17 protein-coding genes are annotated in these 19,661 nt (G+C 71.6%); 3 read left to right on the forward strand and 14 right to left on the reverse strand.

Annotated features, from left to right (window positions below):
- Positions 1–54: 54 nt before the first annotated feature.
- From phnE (DK412_RS00545) to argE, 12 genes are all read right to left on the reverse strand, one after another.
- Positions 55–924 (reverse strand): phosphonate ABC transporter, permease protein PhnE, encoded by an 870-nt coding sequence (phnE, locus tag DK412_RS00545; protein WP_109970342.1) that lies wholly within the window; start codon positions 922–924, stop codon positions 55–57.
- Entirely contained in the window at positions 921–1,805 is an 885-nt protein-coding gene (phnE, locus tag DK412_RS00550; protein ID WP_109970343.1) for a phosphonate ABC transporter, permease protein PhnE, read from the reverse strand. The genes phnE (DK412_RS00545) and phnE (DK412_RS00550) overlap by 4 nt, the downstream gene beginning before the upstream one ends.
- Before the next feature lie 283 nt (positions 1,806–2,088).
- Positions 2,089–3,015 carry a phosphonate ABC transporter substrate-binding protein gene (gene phnD, locus DK412_RS00555; RefSeq protein WP_109970344.1) on the reverse strand — a complete coding sequence of 309 codons (927 nt, stop codon included), beginning with the start codon at positions 3,013–3,015 and terminating at the stop codon, positions 2,089–2,091.
- Positions 3,016–3,047: 32 nt separating this feature from the next.
- Positions 3,048–3,869, reverse strand: a complete 822-nt coding sequence (gene phnC, locus DK412_RS00560) for a phosphonate ABC transporter ATP-binding protein (protein WP_245447364.1) — start codon at positions 3,867–3,869, stop codon at positions 3,048–3,050.
- Between the two features lie 75 nt (positions 3,870–3,944).
- Positions 3,945–4,562 (reverse strand): chloramphenicol acetyltransferase, encoded by a 618-nt coding sequence (locus tag DK412_RS00565; protein WP_109970345.1) that lies wholly within the window; start codon positions 4,560–4,562, stop codon positions 3,945–3,947.
- Positions 4,563–4,564: 2 nt separating this feature from the next.
- On the reverse strand, positions 4,565–5,242 hold the full coding sequence (locus DK412_RS00570; protein ID WP_109970346.1) for a DUF1045 domain-containing protein: 678 nt from the start codon (positions 5,240–5,242) through the stop codon (positions 4,565–4,567).
- Between the two features lie 281 nt (positions 5,243–5,523).
- Entirely contained in the window at positions 5,524–7,035 is a 1,512-nt protein-coding gene (locus DK412_RS00575) for a fumarate hydratase (protein WP_109970347.1), read from the reverse strand.
- Positions 7,036–7,174: 139 nt separating this feature from the next.
- Positions 7,175–8,329, reverse strand: coding sequence for a CaiB/BaiF CoA-transferase family protein (locus tag DK412_RS00580; RefSeq protein ID WP_109970348.1), 1,155 nt, complete (start codon positions 8,327–8,329; stop codon positions 7,175–7,177).
- Positions 8,330–8,333: 4 nt separating this feature from the next.
- Positions 8,334–9,770: an aldehyde dehydrogenase family protein gene (locus DK412_RS00585; protein WP_109970349.1), complete on the reverse strand. Its 1,437-nt coding sequence runs from the start codon at positions 9,768–9,770 to the stop codon at positions 8,334–8,336.
- 136 nt (positions 9,771–9,906) lie between these two features.
- Complete coding sequence (locus tag DK412_RS31300) at positions 9,907–10,038, reverse strand: hypothetical protein (RefSeq protein WP_280953967.1); 132 nt, start codon at positions 10,036–10,038, stop codon at positions 9,907–9,909.
- Positions 10,039–10,891: 853 nt separating this feature from the next.
- Positions 10,892–11,179 (reverse strand): hypothetical protein, encoded by a 288-nt coding sequence (locus DK412_RS30780; protein ID WP_109970350.1) that lies wholly within the window; start codon positions 11,177–11,179, stop codon positions 10,892–10,894.
- Positions 11,180–11,251: 72 nt separating this feature from the next.
- Positions 11,252–12,400, reverse strand: a complete 1,149-nt coding sequence (gene argE, locus DK412_RS00595; RefSeq protein ID WP_109970351.1) for an acetylornithine deacetylase — start codon at positions 12,398–12,400, stop codon at positions 11,252–11,254.
- Positions 12,401–12,820: 420 nt separating this feature from the next.
- Here argE and DK412_RS00600 point away from each other — a divergent pair, with 420 nt between their 5' ends.
- On the forward strand, positions 12,821–14,200 hold the full coding sequence (locus DK412_RS00600) for an aspartate aminotransferase family protein (protein WP_109970352.1): 1,380 nt from the start codon (positions 12,821–12,823) through the stop codon (positions 14,198–14,200).
- A gap of 14 nt (positions 14,201–14,214) precedes the next feature.
- Complete coding sequence (locus DK412_RS00605) at positions 14,215–15,315, forward strand: tartrate dehydrogenase (RefSeq protein ID WP_109970353.1); 1,101 nt, start codon at positions 14,215–14,217, stop codon at positions 15,313–15,315.
- A gap of 251 nt (positions 15,316–15,566) precedes the next feature.
- Here the strand turns inward: DK412_RS00605 and DK412_RS00610 are convergent, their stop codons facing one another.
- Positions 15,567–18,047: a PAS domain S-box protein gene (locus tag DK412_RS00610; RefSeq protein ID WP_109970354.1), complete on the reverse strand. Its 2,481-nt coding sequence runs from the start codon at positions 18,045–18,047 to the stop codon at positions 15,567–15,569.
- Positions 18,048–18,257: 210 nt separating this feature from the next.
- Between DK412_RS00610 and DK412_RS00615 the strand changes: the two genes are divergently transcribed.
- Positions 18,258–18,707, forward strand: a complete 450-nt coding sequence (locus tag DK412_RS00615) for a MarR family winged helix-turn-helix transcriptional regulator (protein WP_245447365.1) — start codon at positions 18,258–18,260, stop codon at positions 18,705–18,707.
- Positions 18,708–18,711: 4 nt separating this feature from the next.
- On the opposite strand, the gene DK412_RS00620 is transcribed toward DK412_RS00615, so the two are convergent.
- Positions 18,712–19,638: a LysR family transcriptional regulator gene (locus tag DK412_RS00620; protein ID WP_109970355.1), complete on the reverse strand. Its 927-nt coding sequence runs from the start codon at positions 19,636–19,638 to the stop codon at positions 18,712–18,714.
- Positions 19,639–19,661: the final 23 nt, after the last annotated feature.

The following is a 19,661-nucleotide window of genomic DNA, read 5'->3' on the forward strand; positions in this document are numbered from 1 at the left end:
GGCGCCTTCGCGGGCGCGAAAGCGCGGTGGAATCAGGCCCCTACGCGATGCGGATCAGTGCGCCGCACCCCCGATGATCGCCCGGCGCAGGCGGCCCGAGACGAGGTCGATCAGCGCCACGGTGACGAGGATCATCAGCACCAGGAAGGCGACCTGCTGCATCTCCAGCACCCGGATCAGCTCGGTGAGGTACTGGCCGATGCCCCCGGCCCCGACGATGCCGATGATGGTGGCCGAGCGGGTGTTCGACTCGAAGAAGTACAGCACCTGGCTCGCCAGGACGGGAAGCACCGCCGGCACCAGGCCGAAGCGCACCCGGTGCAGCCGGCTGCCGCCCGATGCCGTCACGCCCTCCTGCGCCTTGCGGTCGGCGGTCTCGATCGCCTCGGAGAAGAGCTTGCCGAACGCCCCGACATCCGAGCACGCGATGGCGAGCGCGCCGGCGAAGGGCCCGAGGCCGACGACGTTGATCCAGATCAGGGCCCAGATCAGCACGTCCACCGAGCGGATCACGTCGAAGCCGCGGCGGACCCCGAAGCGCAGGAAGGGGTTCGGCACCACGTTGCGGGCGGCGAGGAACGCCATCGGAAAGGCGAGGCAGGCCGCCGTCAGCGTGCCCAGGAAGGCGATCGCCAGGGTCTCCCCGAGCGCGGTCAGGAACAGGCCGAGGCGCCCTTGCGCCGAGGGCGGCAGCATCATGCCGGCGAAGTCGCCGAGGCGGTGCAGGCCGTGGAGGATCCGCAGCAGCGAGAAGTCGAGCCGGACCATCGCGACGACGGCAAGGCCGATGACCGCCGCGAGGGTGCCGAGGACGACGGCGCGGCGCGACCACGAGGCCCGGAAGACCTTGGGGTGGCGGGCGCGCAACCCGTCGAGGTCGGCGAGCGCGGCCTGGCGCAAGGGAGAGGGCGGGCGGCGTGTCACGCGTGGGCCTCCCGGCCGAGGAGGTGGTGGCGCAACCGCTCGGTGGCGAGGTCGATCGTCACCACGGTGAGGATGATGAGGAGCAGGATCGCGCTCACGTCCGCGTAGTAGAAGTTGCGGATCGCCACCAGGAACTCCTGGCCGATGCCGCCGGCGCCGACGAACCCCATCACGCCGGCCCCCCGCACGTTGATCTCGAAGCGCAGCAGCGCGTAGGAGGCGAAGTTCGACAGGACCTGCGGCACCACCGCGAAGCGCACGGTCTCAATGAGGCCGGCGCCGGTGCCGGTCAGGCCCTCGACCGGCTTCATGTCGATGTTCTCGACGACCTCGGAAAAGAGCTTGCCGAGCGCCCCCGTGGTGTGGATGGCGAGCGCCAGCACGCCGACCATCGGCCCGAGCCCGAAGGCGATGACGAAGATGAGGGCGAACACCACCTCCGGCACGGTGCGGCACACTTCCAGGAAGCGCCGGGCGCAGAAGCGGAGCGTGGCCGAGCGCACCAGGTTGGCGGAGGCGAGGAAGCACAGGACGAAGGCCGCGAGGCCGCCGAACAGCGTGCCGAGATAGGCCATCAGGATGGTCTCGGCGAGGAGAGCGAGCCATTTCGGCAGGCCCCAGTACCAGGCCGCGAGGTCGGCCGGCAGGTTCGCCCAGGTCAGCGGCGGCAGGATCTGGGTGATGTAGGCGGTGAAGTTCTGGATGTTGTCGAGGAAGGTGAGCGGCCGCACCTCGGCCATCCAGCCGGCGAGGAGATAGAGCGCCCCGACCGCGACGAAGACCGCCAGCGTGCGCAGGCGGGTGGAGGCGACGGCGCCGGAATAGGTCGCGAGCAGCGTCGTCTCGCGCTCGGGGGGCAGTCTGTCGATCTGGACGGTCACGGGTGCTTGCGTCTCCGGGGCCGGATGGAGCACCCTCTCCTCGGAGGACCGTCCGGCAAAATTCGGAGCGCGGGACCCCCTCTCCCGTATGGGAGAGGGGTAGGGGTGAGGGTGGCACGCTTCAGGATAGATCTGAATCGTCATGCTGCCAGCACCACGCTCAGCGCCTTGAGCGGAAGCGCGCCACCCTCACCCCCGGCCCCTCTCCCAAACGGGAGAGGGGAGACCCGCGCCTTGTCCTGGTGTCGTAGCGGCCCTCCTCAGCGGAGGAGGGCGGCCACCCTCACGACCGCTTGCGCTGCTCGTCGTTGTGGCGAAGCATCTCGATGATCGGCTGGTAGTCCTTCAGCGTCACCGGGGTGAGATCGAGATCCTTGCCGTCCGAGAGCTTGTCGAAGGCGGCCTTGTCCTTGGTCGGCAGATCGACAAAGGCCTGACGGATCGCCGTCTTCAGGTCGTCGGGCAGGCTCGAGAGCACCGCGAACGGGCCCTCGGGCAGGAACTCGGACTTGAAGACGATGCGGAAGTCCGACTGCTTCATCGGCGTGCCGTCGGCGTTCTTCACCATGCCCTTGGTCAGCATGCGGGACAGGTTGCTGTCGGTGTCGGAGTTCCAGAAGTTGGCGGCGGCGTCCGCGGTGCCCTGGGCGAGCGCCAGGACGGCGTTCTCGTGGCTGCCGGCGTAGAAGGTCTTTCCGAAGAGCTTGTCGACGTCGTGACCGGCCTTGTGCAGGAAGAAGCGCGGGGCCTGGTTGCCGGAGGTCGAGTTCGGATCGACCAGGGCGAGGCTCTTGCCCTTCAAGTCCTCGATCGTCTTGTACGGGCTGTCGGCACGCACGTAGATCACCGAGTAGTAGCCCGACACGCCGGTCTCGTGCTTCTGGTTGACCACCGGCTCGATCTTCACGCCGGTGATGACGGCGCGGGCGAAGGAGGCCGGGCCGTAGAAGCCGATCTGGATGTTGCCGGCGCGCTGGCCCTCGATCACCGCGGCGTAGTCGTTGGCGACCCGCAGCTTCACCGGAACGCCGAGCGCCTTGGTGAGGTAGGCGGTGAGCGGCGTCCAGCGGTCGACGGTGCCGGAGGCGTTCTCGGCCGGGATGACGCCCAGCGTCAGCTCGGGATACTTGGCCTTCCAGTCCTGCGCCAGGGCCGGGCCGGCGGCGAGCAGCAGCGCGGCGGCGCCCACGAGGGTGCGACGGTTCAGCATCGGTCTGGGTCCTTCTTGGAACGGGGAATGTCTCAGGCGCTCAGCGCCTCGGCGTGGCGGACCGGGATCGGGGCCGCGAAGCGCCCGGGCTCGGGCTCGCCCCGGTCCATCACCTCGCCGGCCTCGAGCCCGTAGAGGGTGCGGGCGACGTCCTCGGTGAGGTCGAAGCCGCGGCCGTCGAACACCACCCGGCCGGCCGAGAGGCCGATCAGCCGGTCGCAATAGGCGCGGGCGAGGTCGAGGGAGTGCAGGTTGCAGAGCACCGTGATGCCGTAGCGCCGGTTGGCGTCGGCGAGCGCGTCCATCACCAGGCGGGTGTTGCGCGGATCGAGGGAGGCCACCGGCTCGTCGGCCAGGATGATCTCCGGCTCCTGCACCAGGGCGCGGGCGATGGCGACCCGCTGCTGCTGGCCGCCCGAGAGCTGGTCGGCCCGGTTGGCGGCGAAGCCCCCCATGTCGAAGTTTTCCAGCGCGGCCAGCGCCAGCGCCTTGTCCTCCTCGCGCCACAGCTTGAGGAGCGAGCGGTGCGCCGGGACCTGGTCGAGCCGGCCCATCAGCACGTTCGTCATCACGTCGAGCCGTCCGACGAGGTTGAACTGCTGGAAGATCATCGCGCAGCGGGCGCGCCAGGCGCGCAAGGCCCTGCCGCGCAGGGCGGTGACGTCGGTGCCGTCGTAGAGGATGCGCCCCGCCGTCGGATCGGCGAGGCGGTTGATCATCCGCAGCAGGGTCGACTTGCCGGCGCCCGAGCGCCCGATCACGCCGACGAAGCTGCCGCGCTCGATGGCGAGGCCGACGCCATCCACGGCCCGGCGCGTCCTGTATTGGCGCGTGAGATTCTCGACAACCAGCATCCGTTCGCCCGATTTCACTGTTCGGGCGAACGTAAACGCCGGTTCAACGACAGCTGGATGACAGTCCGTCAGTGCTTAGCCGGCATACTTATCAAGGAAGGATTCGATCGTGAGCTGGCGAAAGTCCGGAAGGGCGTCGCGCAACCGGTCGTGGTCCCAGTCCCACCAGGCGAGGGCGAGCAGGCGCTCGGCGGTGGCCTCGTCGAAGCGCCGCCGCACGGGGCGGGCCGGATTGCCGACCACGATGGTGTAGGGCGCGACGTCCCGGGTGACGATCGCGCCCGCCCCGACCACCGCGCCGGTGCCGATGCGGCGCCCGGGCAGCACCACGACCCCGTGGCCGATCCAGACGTCGTGGCCGATCGTCACCGGGCTCGCCCGGCGACGCTCGAAGAAGGCGGGCTCGTTCGCTTCCTCCGGCCAGTACGAGGCGGCGCGGTAGGTGAAGTGGCTCTGCGAGGCCCGCTCCATCGGGTGGTTGCCCGGGTTGATCCGCACCATCGCGGCGATCGAGCAGAACTTGCCGATCGTGGTGTAGATCACCTCGCCGTCGTTGCCGATGTAGGAATAATCGTCGAGCACGGTCTCGGTGAGCTGCGTGCGCGGGCCGATCTCGGTGTAGCGGCCGAGGCGGCATTCCCGCACCCGGGCGGTCGGGTCGATGGCGGGGTCTAGCCCGAGCTGTCCGGCCATGATCAACCTCCGAACGGAATGCGCTGCACGACCCGGAACGGGCCCGAGCCGTCCTGGCGCAGAACCGACAGGGCGTCGAGGGTGAGGTTTTCGCCCGCGCCGTAGGCTGCCGCCAGCCGCTCGCGCCAGGGGACGCGGGCCTCCTCCGGCAGGGCGTCGGTCAGGGTCATGTGGAAGCGGAATTCCTCGAAGACGTGCGGGTAGCCCCACCGCGCCAGCAGCGCGCGGCCGCGGGGGCTCAGGCGCTCCGGATGCCGGCGCGCGGTCTCGGCCTCGGTGAGGGCTGCGCGGAACGGCTCGAAGGCGGCGACGCATTCGGCGGCGAACAGGCCGAGCTCGGGCGGCGCGGCTTGCGGGATGAGCGCCGTGAAGGCCCCGAGCGTCGCGACCCGCAAGGGACCGACCGGGACCGGGGGGTGATCCGCCGCCAGGGCGGTCGCCGCCTCCAGGAGGTCGGCTTCGCCCACGCCGGGGGCGAGACGCATCGGCGCCTTCAGGGTGGCGTGGAAGCCGTAGCGGCGGGGGGATTCGGTCACGCCGGCGAGGTCGGCCATCCCGTCGGGGCGGGGGATCTCGGCGCCGGTGTGGTTGTCGGTGCCCAGCACGGCGTTGCCGAAGCGGGCGAGGTCCGACCCGGGCTTCGGCGTGAAGTAGAGGGCGTAGCGGGGGATGCCGGTCACGCGGTTCTCCTTGTTCCGCGTGATTCAGCACGGGGGCGTGACTGAACGGTGACGGTGGGGGACGGGCGCGAGGATCGGGAGCATGAACCCTCCCCCCTCTGCGGGGGAGGGTGGCCTACGGAGTAGGCCGGGAGAGGGGCAGCGCGACGTTCTTCCAGGTGGCGCCCTTCATGAAGCGCAAGACATTCTCCGGAAGCGGCGTCCCCTCTCCCGCCCCACTCCGTGGGGCACCCTCCCCCGCAGAGGGGGGAGGGCTCAGCCCGCGCTCGACCGATTTCCCGTTACGCCGGCGCCATCTCCCGCACCGGCCGGCGCCATCTCGCCGGCCCGTCGCGGTGCACCGACGTTCCGGCGGCGTCGACCGCGACCGTCACCGGCATGTCCTCGACGACGAATTCGTGGATCGCCTCCATGCCGAGATCGGCGAAGGCGAGCACCCGCGCCGCCTTGATCGCCTTCGACACGAGATAGGCCGCACCGCCCACCGCGATCAGGTAGGCGGCGCCGTGGCGGGCGATGGTCTCGACCGCCGCCGGGCCCCGCTCGGCCTTGCCGACCATGACAAGGAGGCCGGTCTGCGACAGGATCGGCTCCAGGAACTTGTCCATCCGGGTCGCGGTGGTGGGCCCCGCGGGCCCCACCGCCTCGTCGCCGACGGCGTCGACCGGCCCGACATAGTAGATCGCCCGGTCGCGCAGATCGACCGGCAGCGGCTCGCCCGCCTCCAGCATCCGGGTCAGGCGCAGATGCGCCGCGTCACGCCCGGTGAGCAGCCGGCCCGACAGCAGCAGGGTCTCGCCGGCGCGCCAGGTCGCCACCTCCTCGCGGGTCAGCCGGTCGAGATCGACCCGCCGCCCGGCGGCCGTCGCGACGCTGATGTCCTGCGGCCAGAGATCGAGGGAGGGCGGGGAGAAGACCGCCGGGCCGCTGCCGTCGAGGGTGAAGTGGGCGTGCCGGTCGGCGGCGCATTGCGGAATCAGGCCGACGGGCAACGAGGCGGCGTGGACCGGGAAGGTCTTCAGCTTCACGTCGAGCACCGTGGTGAGGCCGCCGAGCCCCTGCGCGCCGATGCCGAGCGCGTTGACGCGCTCGAAGATCTCGAGGCGCAGTTCCTCCTCCTTCGAGGACGGGCCCCGGGCGCGGATCTGCGGCAGGTCGATCGGATCGAGGAGCGAGAGCTTGGCCAGCGTCATCGCCTTCTCGGGCGAGCCGCCGACGCCGATGCCGAGCATGCCGGGCGGGCACCAACCGGCGCCGAGCGTCTCGACGGTGCGCACCACCCAATCGGCGACCGAGTCGCTCGGATTGAGGGCGGCGAACTTCGCCTTGTTCTCCGAGCCGCCGCCCTTGGCCGCGACGTGGACCTCGACCGTCTCGCCCGCCACCATCTCGACGTGGAGCATGGCGGGCGCATTGTCGCCGGTGTTGCGGCGGCCGAACAGCGGCTCGGACACGACCGAGGCGCGCAGCGGGTTGCGCTCCTCGCGCCAGGCCCGGCGCACGCCTTCGTCGACGATCTCCTGCAGCGAGCGGTTCGAGACGATGCGGGCGTTCAGCCCGACCTTCATGAAGATCTGCGCGGTGCCGGTATCCTGGCAGATCGGCCGGCGCCCGAAGGCGGCCATGCGCGAATTGACCAGGATCTGCGCCATCGCGTCCCGCGCCGCCGGGCTCTCCTCGCGCCGCCAGGCCTCGGCGAGGTTCTGGATGTAGTCCGCCGGGTGGTAGTACGAGATGAACTGCAGGGCGTCGGCGATGGAGGCGACCAGGTCGTCTTCGCGAATGGTGGCCATGGTGGTCCTCCCGGGGCTTTTTATCGAATCGCCGGATCCCCTCTCCAGGCGATGCCGGGCTTGCCAGAGATCCTTGCCCGGTATCGCTCCAAGGTGTGGGAGAGGGGAGTGCGCCCGACTCACTGATGTCGGCAAAAGTCTAAACTGCAAATTCCCGCCGGATCGCCTCGCTGTGCTCGCCGATCCCCGGCACGCGCCCCAGCACCGGCGCCTGCCCGTTGCGGAGCGCCGGCGGCGCGACGATCGAGGCCGGGCCGGCATGGGTCTCGACGGTCACCCGCCTGAGCGCCGGATGCGAGACGAGGTCGGCGAGTCCGTTGACGAAGCCGAAGGCCGTGCCGGCCTCGCGCAGCCGCGCCGCCGCCTCGTCGCGGCTGAGGTCCGAGAAGACCTGCGCCACCACGGCGTCGACCTCGGGGCGGTTCGCCACCCGGGCGTTGTTGCTCTCGAAGCCCGCGCGCGCCGGCAGGTCGGGCTGGCGCAGGAACCCGGCGCAGAACTTGCGCCACTCGCGCTCGTTCTGGATCGAGATCAGCACCAGGGCCCCGTCCCGGGTCGGGAAGGCGCCGTAGGGGCAGATCGACGGGTGGGCGAGGCCGACCCGCTGCGGCGCCCGGCCGGTGCCCTCGAAGTAGAGCAGCGGCACGTTCATCCAGTCGGCCATGCCGTCGAACAGGCTGACCTCGAGCTTGGCGCCCTCCCCGGTGATGCCCCGGGCGATCAGCGCCTCCAGCACGGCGGAATGGGCCGCCATGCCGCAGGCGATGTCGCAGACCGACACCCCGACCCGGCCGGGACCGGCCGGGTGGCCGGTGATCTCGGCCAGCCCGCTCTCGGCCTGGACCAGGAGATCGTAGGCCTTCATGTCCGAGTAGGCATGGCCGGAGCCGTAGCCGGTGACGTCCACGGTGATGAGCCGCGGATAGCGTGCCCGCAAGTCGTCCGAGCCGAACCCGGCGCGGGCGGCCGCACCCGGCGCCAGGTTCTGGATGAACACGTCGGCCCCGGCGAGGACGGCGTGCAGGAGTTTCGCGTCGCCCGGGTCCTTGATGTCGGCGACCAGGCTCTCCTTGCCGCGGTTGAGCCAGACGAAGTAGCTCGCCAGGCCGTTCACCGTGGCATCGTAGCCGCGGGCGAAGTCGCCCTCCGGCCGCTCGATCTTGATGACGCGGGCGCCCGCGTCGGCGAGGCGCGAGGAACAGTAGGGGGCTGCCACCGCCTGCTCGAGTGCCACCACGGTCAGGCCCTTGAGGGGCAGGACCCCATTCCCCACTGCCCCGCGCCCCGCTGCCATCGCCTCAGACTCCGTGCTTGATCGCGATCATCTTCATCGAGCCGAAGCCGTAGAGCGCCTCGAAGCCCTTCTCGCGGCCGTGGCCCGAACCCTTCACGCCGCCGAAGGGCAGCTCGACGCCGCCGCCCGCGCCGTAATTGTTGACGAAGACCTGGCCCGACTTGATGCCCTTCGACAGCCGAAGCGCCCGGCCGAGGTCCGAGGTCCAGATGCCGGCGGCCAAGCCATATTCGGTGCCGTTCGCCACCTTCAGCGCCTCGGCCTCGTCGCGCACCCGGATCGCCACCAGGACGGGACCGAAAATCTCCTCCTGGGCGAGGCGGTGGTCCGGCGGCACGTCGCCGATCAGGGTCGGACGGACGTAGTAGCCGTCCCCCGGGACGTTGGTGCCGAGCTCGCCCTCGGCCAGGATGGTCAGGCCGTCGCGGCGGGCGAGATCGATGTAGCTCTGCACCCGCTCGCATTGCTTGGCGTTGACGACCGGGCCGAGGTCGAGGTCCTGCTCGCCCGAGCCGACGCGCAGGTCCTTGAAGCGCTTGGCGAGATCGGCGACGAAGCTGTCGTAGATCGTGTCCTCGATCACGACGCGGGAGCCGGCCGAGCAGGTCTGGCCGGCATTCTGGGTGATCGCCTTGACGATGACGTTGCCGGCCTCGGACAGGTCGGCATCGGCGAAGACGACCTGGGGCGACTTGCCGCCGAGCTCGAGCGTGACCGGAATCGTGTTCTTGGCCGCCGCGGTCTGGATCAGCGTGCCGACCTCGCGCGAGCCGGTGAAGCTGATGTGGTGGATGCCCTTGTGGGAGGCGAGCGCCGCGCCCGCCTCCTCGCCGAGGCCGGTCACCACGTTGAGGCTGCCGGCCGGGAACCCGGCTTCCGCCGCGAGCTTGGCGAGGTGGAGCGCCGAGAGCGAGGTGTCCTCGGCGGGCTTGAGCACGACCGCGTTGCCCATGGCGAGCGCCGGGGCGACCGAGCGGCCGGTCATCTGGAGCGGATAGTTCCACGGCACGATCACGCCGACGACGCCGTGCGGCTCGTAGACGGTCATGACGGTGAAGCCGTTCTGGAACGGGATTGTGTCGCCGTGCACCTTGTCGGCGGCGCCGCCGTAATACTCGAAGTAGCGGGCGCAGACCTGGGCGTCGTTGCGGGCGAGCGTCAGCGGCTTGCCGACGTCCTCGCTCTCCATCTTGGCGAGGATCTCGGCGTCGCGGCGGATCAGCTCGGCGAGCTTCAGCAGCAGCCGGCCGCGGGAGGCGGCATCGAGGCGGCCCCACTCGCCGTCCATGGCGGCGTGGCCGGCCTTGACGGCGTCGTCGATCTCCTTGGCGCCGCCGCGGGCGATGCGGGCCATCTCCTGGCCGTGCGACGGGTTCACGACCGGCAGGGTCGCCTCGCTGCCGGTCCAGGTGCCGCCGATGAAATGCTGGTGGGCGTTCATGCTTCAACCTCCCGTGGCGGCCGGCTCCCCTGGCGGCAGCCGGCCCACTCTTGGGCGCGGTGTTACCGCGCCGGGAGGTCGTAATCCAATATCATCGACAGGTGCACGCGATAGAATCGCGATATGGCGCCGAGCCTCAGCCGCGGCCCTGCACCGCGACGGTCTGACGGGCGATCGCGGCGGCAAGCGGGATCTCGTCGATCGGCGTCACGTCCGGGAAGGCGCGGGCGACGAGGGCCAGGTCGATCCAGGCGTCGGCCGCCGGCACCTTGCGCCGGCCGCGGCCGACCTTGGCCGGCGCGCGCGCACGCGTCTCCGCCCCACCCTACGCGGCCTTGGCGATCCAGGCGAGCAGTTCCCCGAAAGTGGCCCGCTGCGGCTCCACGATCCGCGACAGCACCGCGCCCTGCCGCTTGCGGCCGGTGGTGAGGGTGGTGACCGTGACCTTGATCGCGTCCGGCTCGAACCAGCTTTCCGGGAAATGATAGGCCTTTGCCCAGTACCCGACGCGGCGAGCGCCGTCTTCGTGGCGCCGTCCGAGCGGCGCTCCCCAGGCAGTCCGTCGAGGAGTTGCGCCACGATCTGCTCGGGCTCCAGGCGCGCCGGCGCGATCGGCGGCAGGCCGACGAGGTCGAGGAAGCGGAGCAGATCGAAGGGCGGCGGCTCCCCCGCCGCCAAGCCGGTGGCGAGGCCGTGGGCGATCAGGTCGCGGACGAAGCCGGGCGAGGTGTCGAAGAAGTCGATGGTCCGCGCGACCCCGTCGAGGAACTGGGCGGAGCCCTCGGGGCCGACATCGTCCTGCAGCACGGTCTCGCGCAGGCCGTGGCCGTGCTTCGTCAGCAAGGCCGCGAAGACGTGCCCGTCGGCGCCGTCGACGAGGGCGAAGACGCTCTGCGCCCCGCCGTCATCCACGCCGGTGGCGATGAACCGGACCGAGCGCGCCGGCCCGGTGGCCTCGGCGGGCCATGGGGCGACCTCGACAGCATGAAGGGGCCGGCCCGGATCGCTCCGGGGATCGTTGCCTTCGAATTGTCGAGGCCGCGGCCGGTTGCCAAGGCGGGGACGGCGCGCGGCGCGCTCCGTCCCCACTCCGGTTTTCTCGCGTTACTTGTTCGCTTGCCTTACTTGCCGCCGCCGCTGTTGCTGCTGCCCTGCGGCACCGCCCGCTCCGGCTGGCCGGCATTGCCGCCGGCGGCCGAGTTGTTGGTGATGGTCGAGGCGCCGGTCGGTCCGGGCGCGATCACGCCGCCGGCGCCGCCGCCGGTGTTGTTCTGCATCGGTGCCACGGTGCCGGTGGTGGCAGGTCCCGTCTGCATGGTGCCGGGGGCCGTGGAGGGGGCGGCGGTCTGGGCCGACGCCGCGCCGGCGACGAGAAGGCCGGCGGCGAGTCCTGCGAAAATCGAACGCATGCTGCTCTCCTGTCGGATCCCGAATTCTTTAGATCCTGGACCCGACAACGCGCGCAAACTGGTCCGGTTCAACTACTTTCGACTGTGATGCACGATGATGCGGCGCAGCATCGTGCAGCATTCCTCCAGATCGGCGCGCCCGATCGACTCGTCGGGCCGGTGCGCCTCGGCGATGCGGCCGGGCCCGCAGATGATCGACGGGATGCCGGCGGCCTGGAACAGGCCCGCCTCGGTGCCGTAGCTCACCGCCCCCAGGGCCTCCCGGCCGGACCAGGCCTCGGCGAGCCCGCGCAAGGGGGCCTCGTCGGGCAGGTCGAGGGCGGGGTAGAGCGACAGCACCTCGCTCTCGACCGCGATCGTGCGCCCGGCCGCGCGGAGCGGCGCCACGAGGGTCTCGATGCCGGCCTGGAGCGCGTCGTGGATCGTCATCGGGTCGGTGCCGGGCACCGCGCGGGCCTCCCACTCGACCCGGCAGGTGTCGGGCACGACGTTGACCCCGGTGCCGCCGGCGATGATCCCGACCTGGAGCGTCGAGGCGGCCGGCTCGAACAACGGGTGGAACGGCCCCTGCCGGGAGAACCCCTCGTGCAGGCTGCGCACCAGCCCGACGATGTCGGCGGCGAGGTGCACCGCGTTGTCGGCAAGGTCCGGCCGCGAGGAATGGCCGGCCCGGCCGCGCACCGTGAGGCGCCCCGCCACCTTGCCCTTGTGGCGCAGGACCGGGCGCATCTCGGAAGGCTCGCCGACTAGGCAGGCCGCAGGCCGCGCGCAGAGTTCGGGCAACCGTGCGATCATGTGGCGTACGCCGACGCAGCCGACCTCCTCGTCGTAGGACAGGGCGAGGTGGATCGGGCGGGTGAGAGGTGCCCGCACCATCTCGGGCACGAGCGCCAGCAGGCAGGCGACGAAGCCCTTCATGTCGACGGCGCCGCGCCCGACCAGGCGGTCCCCGATCGACCGCAGGGCGAAGGGGTCGCCGCTCCAGCCCTCGCCGGCCGGCACCACGTCGAGATGGCCCGACAGGATGATGCCCGGCACGTCGCGCGGGCCGATCGTGGCGAACAGGTTGGCGCGGTCGCCCTCCGGCCCCGGCAGGACACGAGCCTCGACGCCGTGGCGGGCGAGGGTGTCGCGCACCCACTCCACGATCGCGCCGTTCGGCGTGCGGCAGACGGAGGGGAACGCGACGAGGTCGGAGAGGAGGGCGGCGGCGTCGGTCATCGGGGCTCTCGGGCGGCTTCGACGGAGCATAAACCGGGCGGGCGGTCGCGCTCCGGCCGAACCGGGGGCTCCGGCGGCAGAACCTGCGGCGGGAGACGCCCGGCGCGGCAGGAAACCGTCATCGTTCGGGAGGGTACGGTTCCGCGCGAGTTGCCAGGTGACAATTCCGGTCACCGCCGATCCGGCCGGCGCTCCGACGTGGAGTGCAAGCGGGCCGGCGCGTCGCGGAGGGAGATCGGTCAGATCGCGCAACGCCGTCCGCGCCGCCGGCCCGGAGCCGACGCGATCCCGACCCGCCCGTCATTTCTGCCGCCTCGCCCCGCCAAACCCGCACCCCGCGCGGTGCGGTGGGGCCAGATCGGCAAAATATCCCGCCGCCCTCCGCGCATGGTCGGGGCCTCGCCGCCCGGAGCCTGCCCCATGCGCCCCAATTCCCTGATCGAGCTCGACCGCGACCACCTCATCCACCCGGTGATCTCGTGGAAGGGCCACGAGGCGCGTGGCGCCACGGTGCTGCAATCGGCGCAAGGCGCATATCTCACCGACGCGGAAGGCCACACCCTGCTCGACGGGTTCTCGGGCCTGTGGTGCGTCAATGTCGGCTACGGCCACGAGTCGATCGTGGAAGCGGCGGCCGAGCAGATGCGGCGGCTGCCCTACGCCACCGGCTACTTCCACTTCTCGAGCGAGCCGGCGATCCGGCTCGCCGCCCGCCTCGCCGAGCTGGCGCCGGGCGACCTCAACCACGTCTACTTCACGCTGGGCGGCTCGGACGCGGTCGATTCGGCGGTGCGGTTCATCCGCTACTACTACAACGTCACCGGCCGGCCGGCGAAGAAGCACATGATCGCCCTGGAGCGGGGTTACCACGGCTCCTCGACCATCGGCGCCGGGCTCACGGCGATCCCGGCCTTCCACGACGGCTTCGACGCGCCGACGCAGCTCCAGCACCACATCCCCTCGCCCTATCCCTACCGCAACCCGGCCGGCGACGGCGACGAGGCGGTGATCGCCGCCTCGGTGGCGGCGCTGAAGGCCAAGGTCGAGGAGCTGGGCGCGGATACCGTCGCGGCCTTCTTCGCCGAGCCGATCCAGGGCTCGGGCGGCGTGATCGTGCCGCCGGACGGCTGGCTGAAGGCGATGCGCGAGGCGGCGCGCGAGCTCGACATCCTGTTCGTCGCCGACGAGGTCATCACCGGCTTCGGCCGCACCGGCCCGCTCTTCGGCGTCGAGCACGACGGCGTGGTGCCGGACCTGATGACCACCGCCAAGGGCCTCACCTCGGGCTACAGCCCGATGGGCGCGGTGCTGATGTCCGACCGGATCTACCGCGCCATCGCGGATCATGCCCCGGCGGGCAAGCCGATCGGCCACGGCTTCACCTACTCGGCGCATCCGGTCAGCGCCGCGGTCGGCCTCGAGGTTCTGCGGCTCTACACCGAGGGCGGCGTTTTGGAGAACGGCCGCCGGGCCGGGGCGCGCTTCACCGCGGGCCTCCAGCGCCTCGCCGACCATCCCCTCGTCGGCGACGTGCGGGTGCGGGGCCTGCTGGCCGGCGTCGAGCTCGTCACCGACAAGGCGAAGCGCACGAAGCCCTCGGCCGAGCTCGGCATCTCCGGCCACCTTGCCCGCTTCGGCTACAAGAACGGCGTGATCTTCCGCGCCTTCGCCGACGACATCGTCGGCTTCGCACCGCCGCTCTGCTGCACCGACGCGGACATCGACACCCTGCTCGCCCGCTTCGAGCAGACGCTGAACGACGTCCTCGACGTCGCCGACGTGCGCGCCGCTTTGGCGTGAGAAGGCTCTCGGACATGACCGGCAAGACTCGGCCCTGCAAGAACCGCCACTACCGCATCGCGGTGATCCCCGGCGACGGCATCGGCAAGGAGGTGGTGCCGGAAGGCGTCCGCGTCCTCGAGGCCGCCGCGGAGAAGTTCGGCTTCCGCCTCGACCTGCAGCACCACGCCTTCGGCTCCTGCGACTACTACGCCGCGCACGGCACGATGCTGCCGGCGAACTGGAAGGAGATCCTCACCCCCACCGACGCGATCTTCTTCGGCGCCGTCGGCTGGCCGGCCACCGTGCCGGACCACGTCTCGCTCTGGGGCTCGCTGCTGCAGTTCCGGCGCGAGTTCGACCAGTACGTCAACCTGCGTCCCGTCCGGCTGATGCCGGGCGTGCCCTGCCCGCTCGCCGGCCGCGCGCCCGGCGACATCGACTTCTACGTCGTGCGCGAGAACACCGAGGGCGAGTATTCCTCCGTCGGCGGCACGATGTATCCGGGCACCGAGCGGGAGATCGTGATCCAGGAAACGGTGATGAGCCGCCACGGCGTCGACCGGATCCTGAAATTCGCCTTCGACCTCGCGCAGTCGCGCCCGAAGAAGCACCTGACCTCGGCCACCAAGTCGAACGGCATCGCCATCACGATGCCGTACTGGGACCAGCGCGTCGAGGCGATGGGCGAGCGCTATCCCGATGTCCGGCGCGACAAGTACCACATCGACATCCTGACGGCGCACTTCGTGCTCAATCCCGACCGGTTCGACGTGGTGGTGGGCTCGAACCTGTTCGGCGACATCCTGTCGGATCTGGGTCCCGCCTGCACCGGCACGATCGGCATCGCGCCCTCGGCCAACATCAACCCGGAGGGGCGCTTCCCCTCGCTGTTCGAGCCCGTCCACGGCTCGGCGCCGGACATCGCGGGCCAGGGCATCGCCAATCCGGTCGGCCAGATCTGGACCGCCGCGATGATGCTGGAGCATCTCGGCGAGGTCGAGGCGGCGGGTGCCGTCGTGGCGGCGATCGAGACGGCGCTCCGCGAGCCGGCGTCCCGCACCCGCGACCTCAAGGGTACGGCGACGACCCGCGAGGCGGGCGAGGCGGTGCTGCGGGCGTTCGTGGCGGGGTGAGGCGTGGGGTGGGCCGGATGCGCGAGGCGTCCGGCTCATCCGCGATGGCGGCACGGGACCCGACATGGCATCGTCACGCCGAACGAGTGCGCCGCGATGACAACCAGGAAGCCTGTCGACTCGGATGCCGACCAAAACGCTCGGCGGGGTCGAGCCGCATGCCCTGGATCTTAGTGTCTCTCACAAAACTCCCGATCGCCGTTGTCGCTGGCTGTGGCGGCGTCAGCGCGGCGGGAGTTTTGTGAGGTGCACTAAGTCGCCGCCACCACGTCCCGCCGCCGCTGCCCGATCGCGCCCGCCAGCATGCGCGAGAGCTGCTCGGCCGAGTACGGCTTGTGCAGCAGCGGGAAGCCGTGGGAGCCCTCCTGCGCCAGCACGTGGCTGTAGCCGGAGGTGAGGATCACCGGCAGGCCGGGATGGCGCCGGCGCAGGACCTTGCCGAGCTCGATGCCGCCCATGCCGGGCATCACCACGTCGGAGAACACCGCGTCGTAGGCGGCGTCCTGCGCCAGCACGTCGAGGGCGGCTTCGGCGTTGGTGACCCAGGTGGCGACGTAGCCGAGATCGGTGAGGATCTGCGCGGCGAAGCGGCCGACCCCGACATTGTCCTCGACGAGGAGCACCCGCTGGCCGGCCCGGGCCGGCGCCAGGCCCTCGTCCACCGGCGCCGGCCGGTCGGCATCGGTGGGTGCCGCCGCCTCGGGCAGGTAGAGGACGAAGGTGGAGCCCTCGCCCGGACGGCTCGTCACGTCGACGTCGCCGCCGGACTGCTTGGCGAAGCCGAACACCTGGCTGAGGCCCAGACCCGTGCCCTTGCCGACCTCCTTGGTGGTGAAGAACGGCTCGAAGATCCTCTCGATCACCGCCGGCGTCATGCCGGTGCCGGTATCGGTGAGCGCGATCGCCGCGAAGGGCCCTGTTGCCGCGGCGTGGCCGCGGATCTCCGGCTTCTCCGCCCCGCACGCGACCGCGAGGGTCAGGGTCCCCTCCCCCTCCATCGCGTCGCGGGCATTGACCGCCATGTTGATCAGCGCGGTCTCGAACTGGCTCAGGTCCGCGCGCACGAAGCACGGCCGGTCGGGTCCTTCCGTCACCACGCGGATGCGCGCGCCGGTGACCGTGTCGAGCATGTCGGCGACGCCCTGGAGCCGGGCGACGACGTCGAACACCTCCGGCGCGAGGGCTTGGCGGCGGGCGAAGGCGAGGAGCTGGCCGGTGAGCTTGGCGGCGCGGTCGACCGTGTCGGAGACCGCGTCGAGGTAGCGGCGTTTCCGTGCCTCCGGCAGCTCGGGCCGGCGCAGGAAGTCCACCGACGAGCGGATGATGGTGAGCAGGTTGTTGAAGTCGTGGGCGACGCCGCCGGTCAGCTGGCCTACCGCCTCCATCTTCTGCGACTGCCGCAAGGCCTCCTCGGCCTGGAGCAGGCGCTGCGCCCGCTCGCGCTGCTCGGTGACGTCGCGGGCGACGCAGTACAGGCTGCCCTCGAACGGCACCGCGCGCCAGGACAGGGTGCGGTAGCCCCCGTCCCGGGTGCGGAACCGGTTCTCGAACGAGGTGGTCGGCTCGCCGGTGCCGAGGTGGCGGATCTCGGACCGGGTCCGGTCCTGATCGTCCGGGTGCTCGAGCCAGGCGGAGGTGCGTCCCACCACCTCCGCGGGCTCCCAGCCGAGGATCGCCGTCCAGGCCGGGTTGACGCTGAGCCAGACGCCGTCGGCATCGGCCACGCCCAGCATGTCGCGGCTCACCTGCCAGATCCGGTCGCGCTCGGCGGTGCGGGCGGCGACCTGCCGCTCCAGGGTCTCGTTGAGGCCGCGCAACGCGTCCTCGAGCCGGCGCCGGGCGGTGATGTCGTTGAACAGGATCGCGACGTGGCGGGCCTCCGGCGGATCGACCCGGAAGGCGTAGACCTCGTACCAGCGCTCGCCGAGCGCCTGCGCCGGCTTGACGAAGCGCACGGACTCGCCGGTCAGCGCCACACGGCCGTAGAGGTCGAACCAGTGCTGCTCGTGATCCGGGGCGAGGTCGCGCATCCAGCACCCGGCCGCGTCGTCGAGGCCGGTCTGGCGGGCGAAGGCCGGGTTCACCTCCAGGAAGCGGTAATCCTCGGCCCGGCCCTCCGCGGTAAAGCGCAGGGCGACGACGCAGAAGCCGGCATCGATCGCCTCGAACAGGGTGCGGTAGCGCGCCTCGCTGCGCCGCAGGGCCTCCTCAGCCTCCCGCCGGGCGGTGATGTCGATGATGAACTCGAAGCCGGTGCCTTCGGCCAGGCGCGTCGCCGCGCACAGGCCCCAGAACCGCGAGCCGTCCCGGCGCAGGTATTCCCGCTCGGTCGAGTCCGAGCGGCCCCGCGCCTGCAGCTCGGCGATGACGCGCCGGGACGTCGCCTGCCATTCCGGCGGCACCAGGGTGGCGCCGGTGAGCCGGCCGCGATCCAGGTCCTCGCGTCTGTAGCCGCTCATCGCCAGGAAGGTGTCGTTGGCCTCCCGCACCCGGCCGGCCATGTCGAAGACGATCGCCCCGACGGTCTCGATGTCGAGGGCGGCGTGCAGGCGCGGATCCGTCAGGACGCCGCCCCCGTCCCGGGGCCGTCCGGCCCGTGCCAGCGCCGCCTCGTCCAAGGCCGCCTCGGTGGCCGCCTCGGCCTTCGCCCGCGCCTGCTCCGCCGCCGCCAGGGCGGCGCGCAGCCGCGCATTCTCCGCGGCGAGGTCCGGGCCGTCTCCGGGATCCGCCATTCCTCTCCCATCCGCACCGGCGCCGCGCGGTCTCGCGCGGGTCCGCCTCATCCCCGTCGCCCATATAGCGGAGGCCGCTCCTGCGTCTCCACCCTCCCGCCCGCGACCATCCGCGGGGGTCATGGCCCGCATCGGGGGCCGCATTGCGGCGGGGCGGCGAAGGACGCATATCTAAGGGCGGCCCCGCGCCGACCGGGCCCGGAGGACTGCGTGACGATCCCACCGACCCGTTGCAGCAACGCGGCCCTGCGCCGGGCGACGCGCAGCGTCGGGCAGCTCTACGACGACGCCCTGGCGCCGAGCGGCCTGCGCACGACGCAGTTCGGCCTGCTCGGCACGATCCGACGCCTCGGCACGCCGACCATGGGCGAGTTGGCCGACGCGATGGTGATGGACCTTTCGGGGCTCGCCCACACCCTGAAGCCCCTGACCCGCGACGGCTACGTCAGCGTGGTGCCGGACCCGCAGGACCGCCGGGCGCGGCGCATCGCCCTCACTCCCTCCGGCACCGCCAAGCTCGCCGAGGCGACGCCGCTGTGGCGCGCGGCCCAGGACCGCTTCGACACCGCCTTCGGGCCCGATCAGGCCGACCTCCTGCGCGACCTCCTGCACCGGCTGGCTCGGCCGGAGTTCCGGGAGGCGTTCGGGGCGGAGCCCTGACCGGTCAGGAGCCTGCCGCGCCCTTCCCCTCCCCCGCCATCCCGCGGGCGAGGTGCTGCAGGAGCTTGGCCGCCGCCGGCGAGAGCTGGCGGCCGAGGCGGGTGACGATCCGGGCCTCGACGGCGGTGAGGCCGGGATCGGCCAGCGGCAGGGCGACCAGGAGTCCGTCGGCCACCTCCTGCGCGGCGCAGAAGGCCGGCAGCAGCGTCACCCCGGCGCCGGAGGCGACGAACTGCTTGAGCACGCCGATCGAGCCGGTGGTGAGCGCCGGCTCTAGCCGCGCGCCCTCCGCCCGCTCGGCGGCGGCGATGATCTGCCGGATCCCGTAGGCCGGGTGCATCGTGCCGAGGCGGTGGCCGGCGAGATCCGCGAGGCGGACCGGGCCCGGATGGCCGGCGAGCGGGTGGTCGTGCCGCACCAGCACGCGGATCGGGTGGGGCATCGCCAGGTGGGTGCGCAGGCGCGGCTCGGGCGGCGGATTGTAGACGAGGCCGAGATGCGCCTCGTCCTCGACGACGCGGCGCACCACGTCGTTGGTCGCCGCGAGGTCGAGGGTCATCGTCAGGTCGGGGTGGCGGGCCCAGAAGCCCTGGAGCAGGCCCGACATCAGGTCGCCGATGAAGCCCTCCCCCAGCACGACGTCGATATGGCCGCGGCGCAGGCCCTTCAGCTCGGTGAGCTTGGCGAGGATGTCCTCCCGGTCGGAGGTCTGGCGCCGGTAATAGTCGAGGAGGAGGGCGCCGGCCGGGGTCGCCCGCACGCCGCGGCGGTGGCGCTCGATCAGCGGCGTGGCGAGCTGCCCCTCCATCTGGGCGATCTGGCGGCTCACCGCCGAGGCGTTGACGTCGAGCTTGTCGGCCGCCGCGCGGACCGAGCCGCAACCGACCGCCTCCGCCAGGTAGCGCAGGCAGCGCTCGTCGAGGCTGTGCATCGCTTGTCCTCCACCCGCCGGGT

Origin of the sequence: Methylobacterium sp. 17Sr1-1, from assembly GCF_003173775.1 — a bacterium.
Taxonomy (GTDB): Bacteria; Pseudomonadota; Alphaproteobacteria; order Rhizobiales; family Beijerinckiaceae; genus Methylobacterium.

Coding starts and splice junctions, on each gene's coding strand:
- DK412_RS00600 (WP_109970352.1), top strand. CDS start 12,821: ATGCGCCCCAATTCCCTGATCGAGCTCGACCGCGACCACCTCATCCAC.
- phnD (WP_109970344.1), bottom strand. CDS start 3,015: ATGCTGAACCGTCGCACCCTCGTGGGCGCCGCCGCGCTGCTGCTCGCC.
- DK412_RS00610 (WP_109970354.1), bottom strand. CDS start 18,047: ATGGCGGATCCCGGAGACGGCCCGGACCTCGCCGCGGAGAATGCGCGG.
- DK412_RS00605 (WP_109970353.1), top strand. CDS start 14,215: ATGACCGGCAAGACTCGGCCCTGCAAGAACCGCCACTACCGCATCGCG.
- phnC (WP_245447364.1), bottom strand. CDS start 3,869: ATGCTGGTTGTCGAGAATCTCACGCGCCAATACAGGACGCGCCGGGCC.
- DK412_RS00580 (WP_109970348.1), bottom strand. CDS start 8,329: ATGGCAGCGGGGCGCGGGGCAGTGGGGAATGGGGTCCTGCCCCTCAAG.
- DK412_RS00620 (WP_109970355.1), bottom strand. CDS start 19,638: ATGCACAGCCTCGACGAGCGCTGCCTGCGCTACCTGGCGGAGGCGGTC.
- DK412_RS00585 (WP_109970349.1), bottom strand. CDS start 9,770: ATGAACGCCCACCAGCATTTCATCGGCGGCACCTGGACCGGCAGCGAG.
- DK412_RS00575 (WP_109970347.1), bottom strand. CDS start 7,035: ATGGCCACCATTCGCGAAGACGACCTGGTCGCCTCCATCGCCGACGCC.
- DK412_RS30780 (WP_109970350.1), bottom strand. CDS start 11,179: ATGCGTTCGATTTTCGCAGGACTCGCCGCCGGCCTTCTCGTCGCCGGC.
- DK412_RS00565 (WP_109970345.1), bottom strand. CDS start 4,562: ATGGCCGGACAGCTCGGGCTAGACCCCGCCATCGACCCGACCGCCCGG.
- argE (WP_109970351.1), bottom strand. CDS start 12,400: ATGACCGACGCCGCCGCCCTCCTCTCCGACCTCGTCGCGTTCCCCTCC.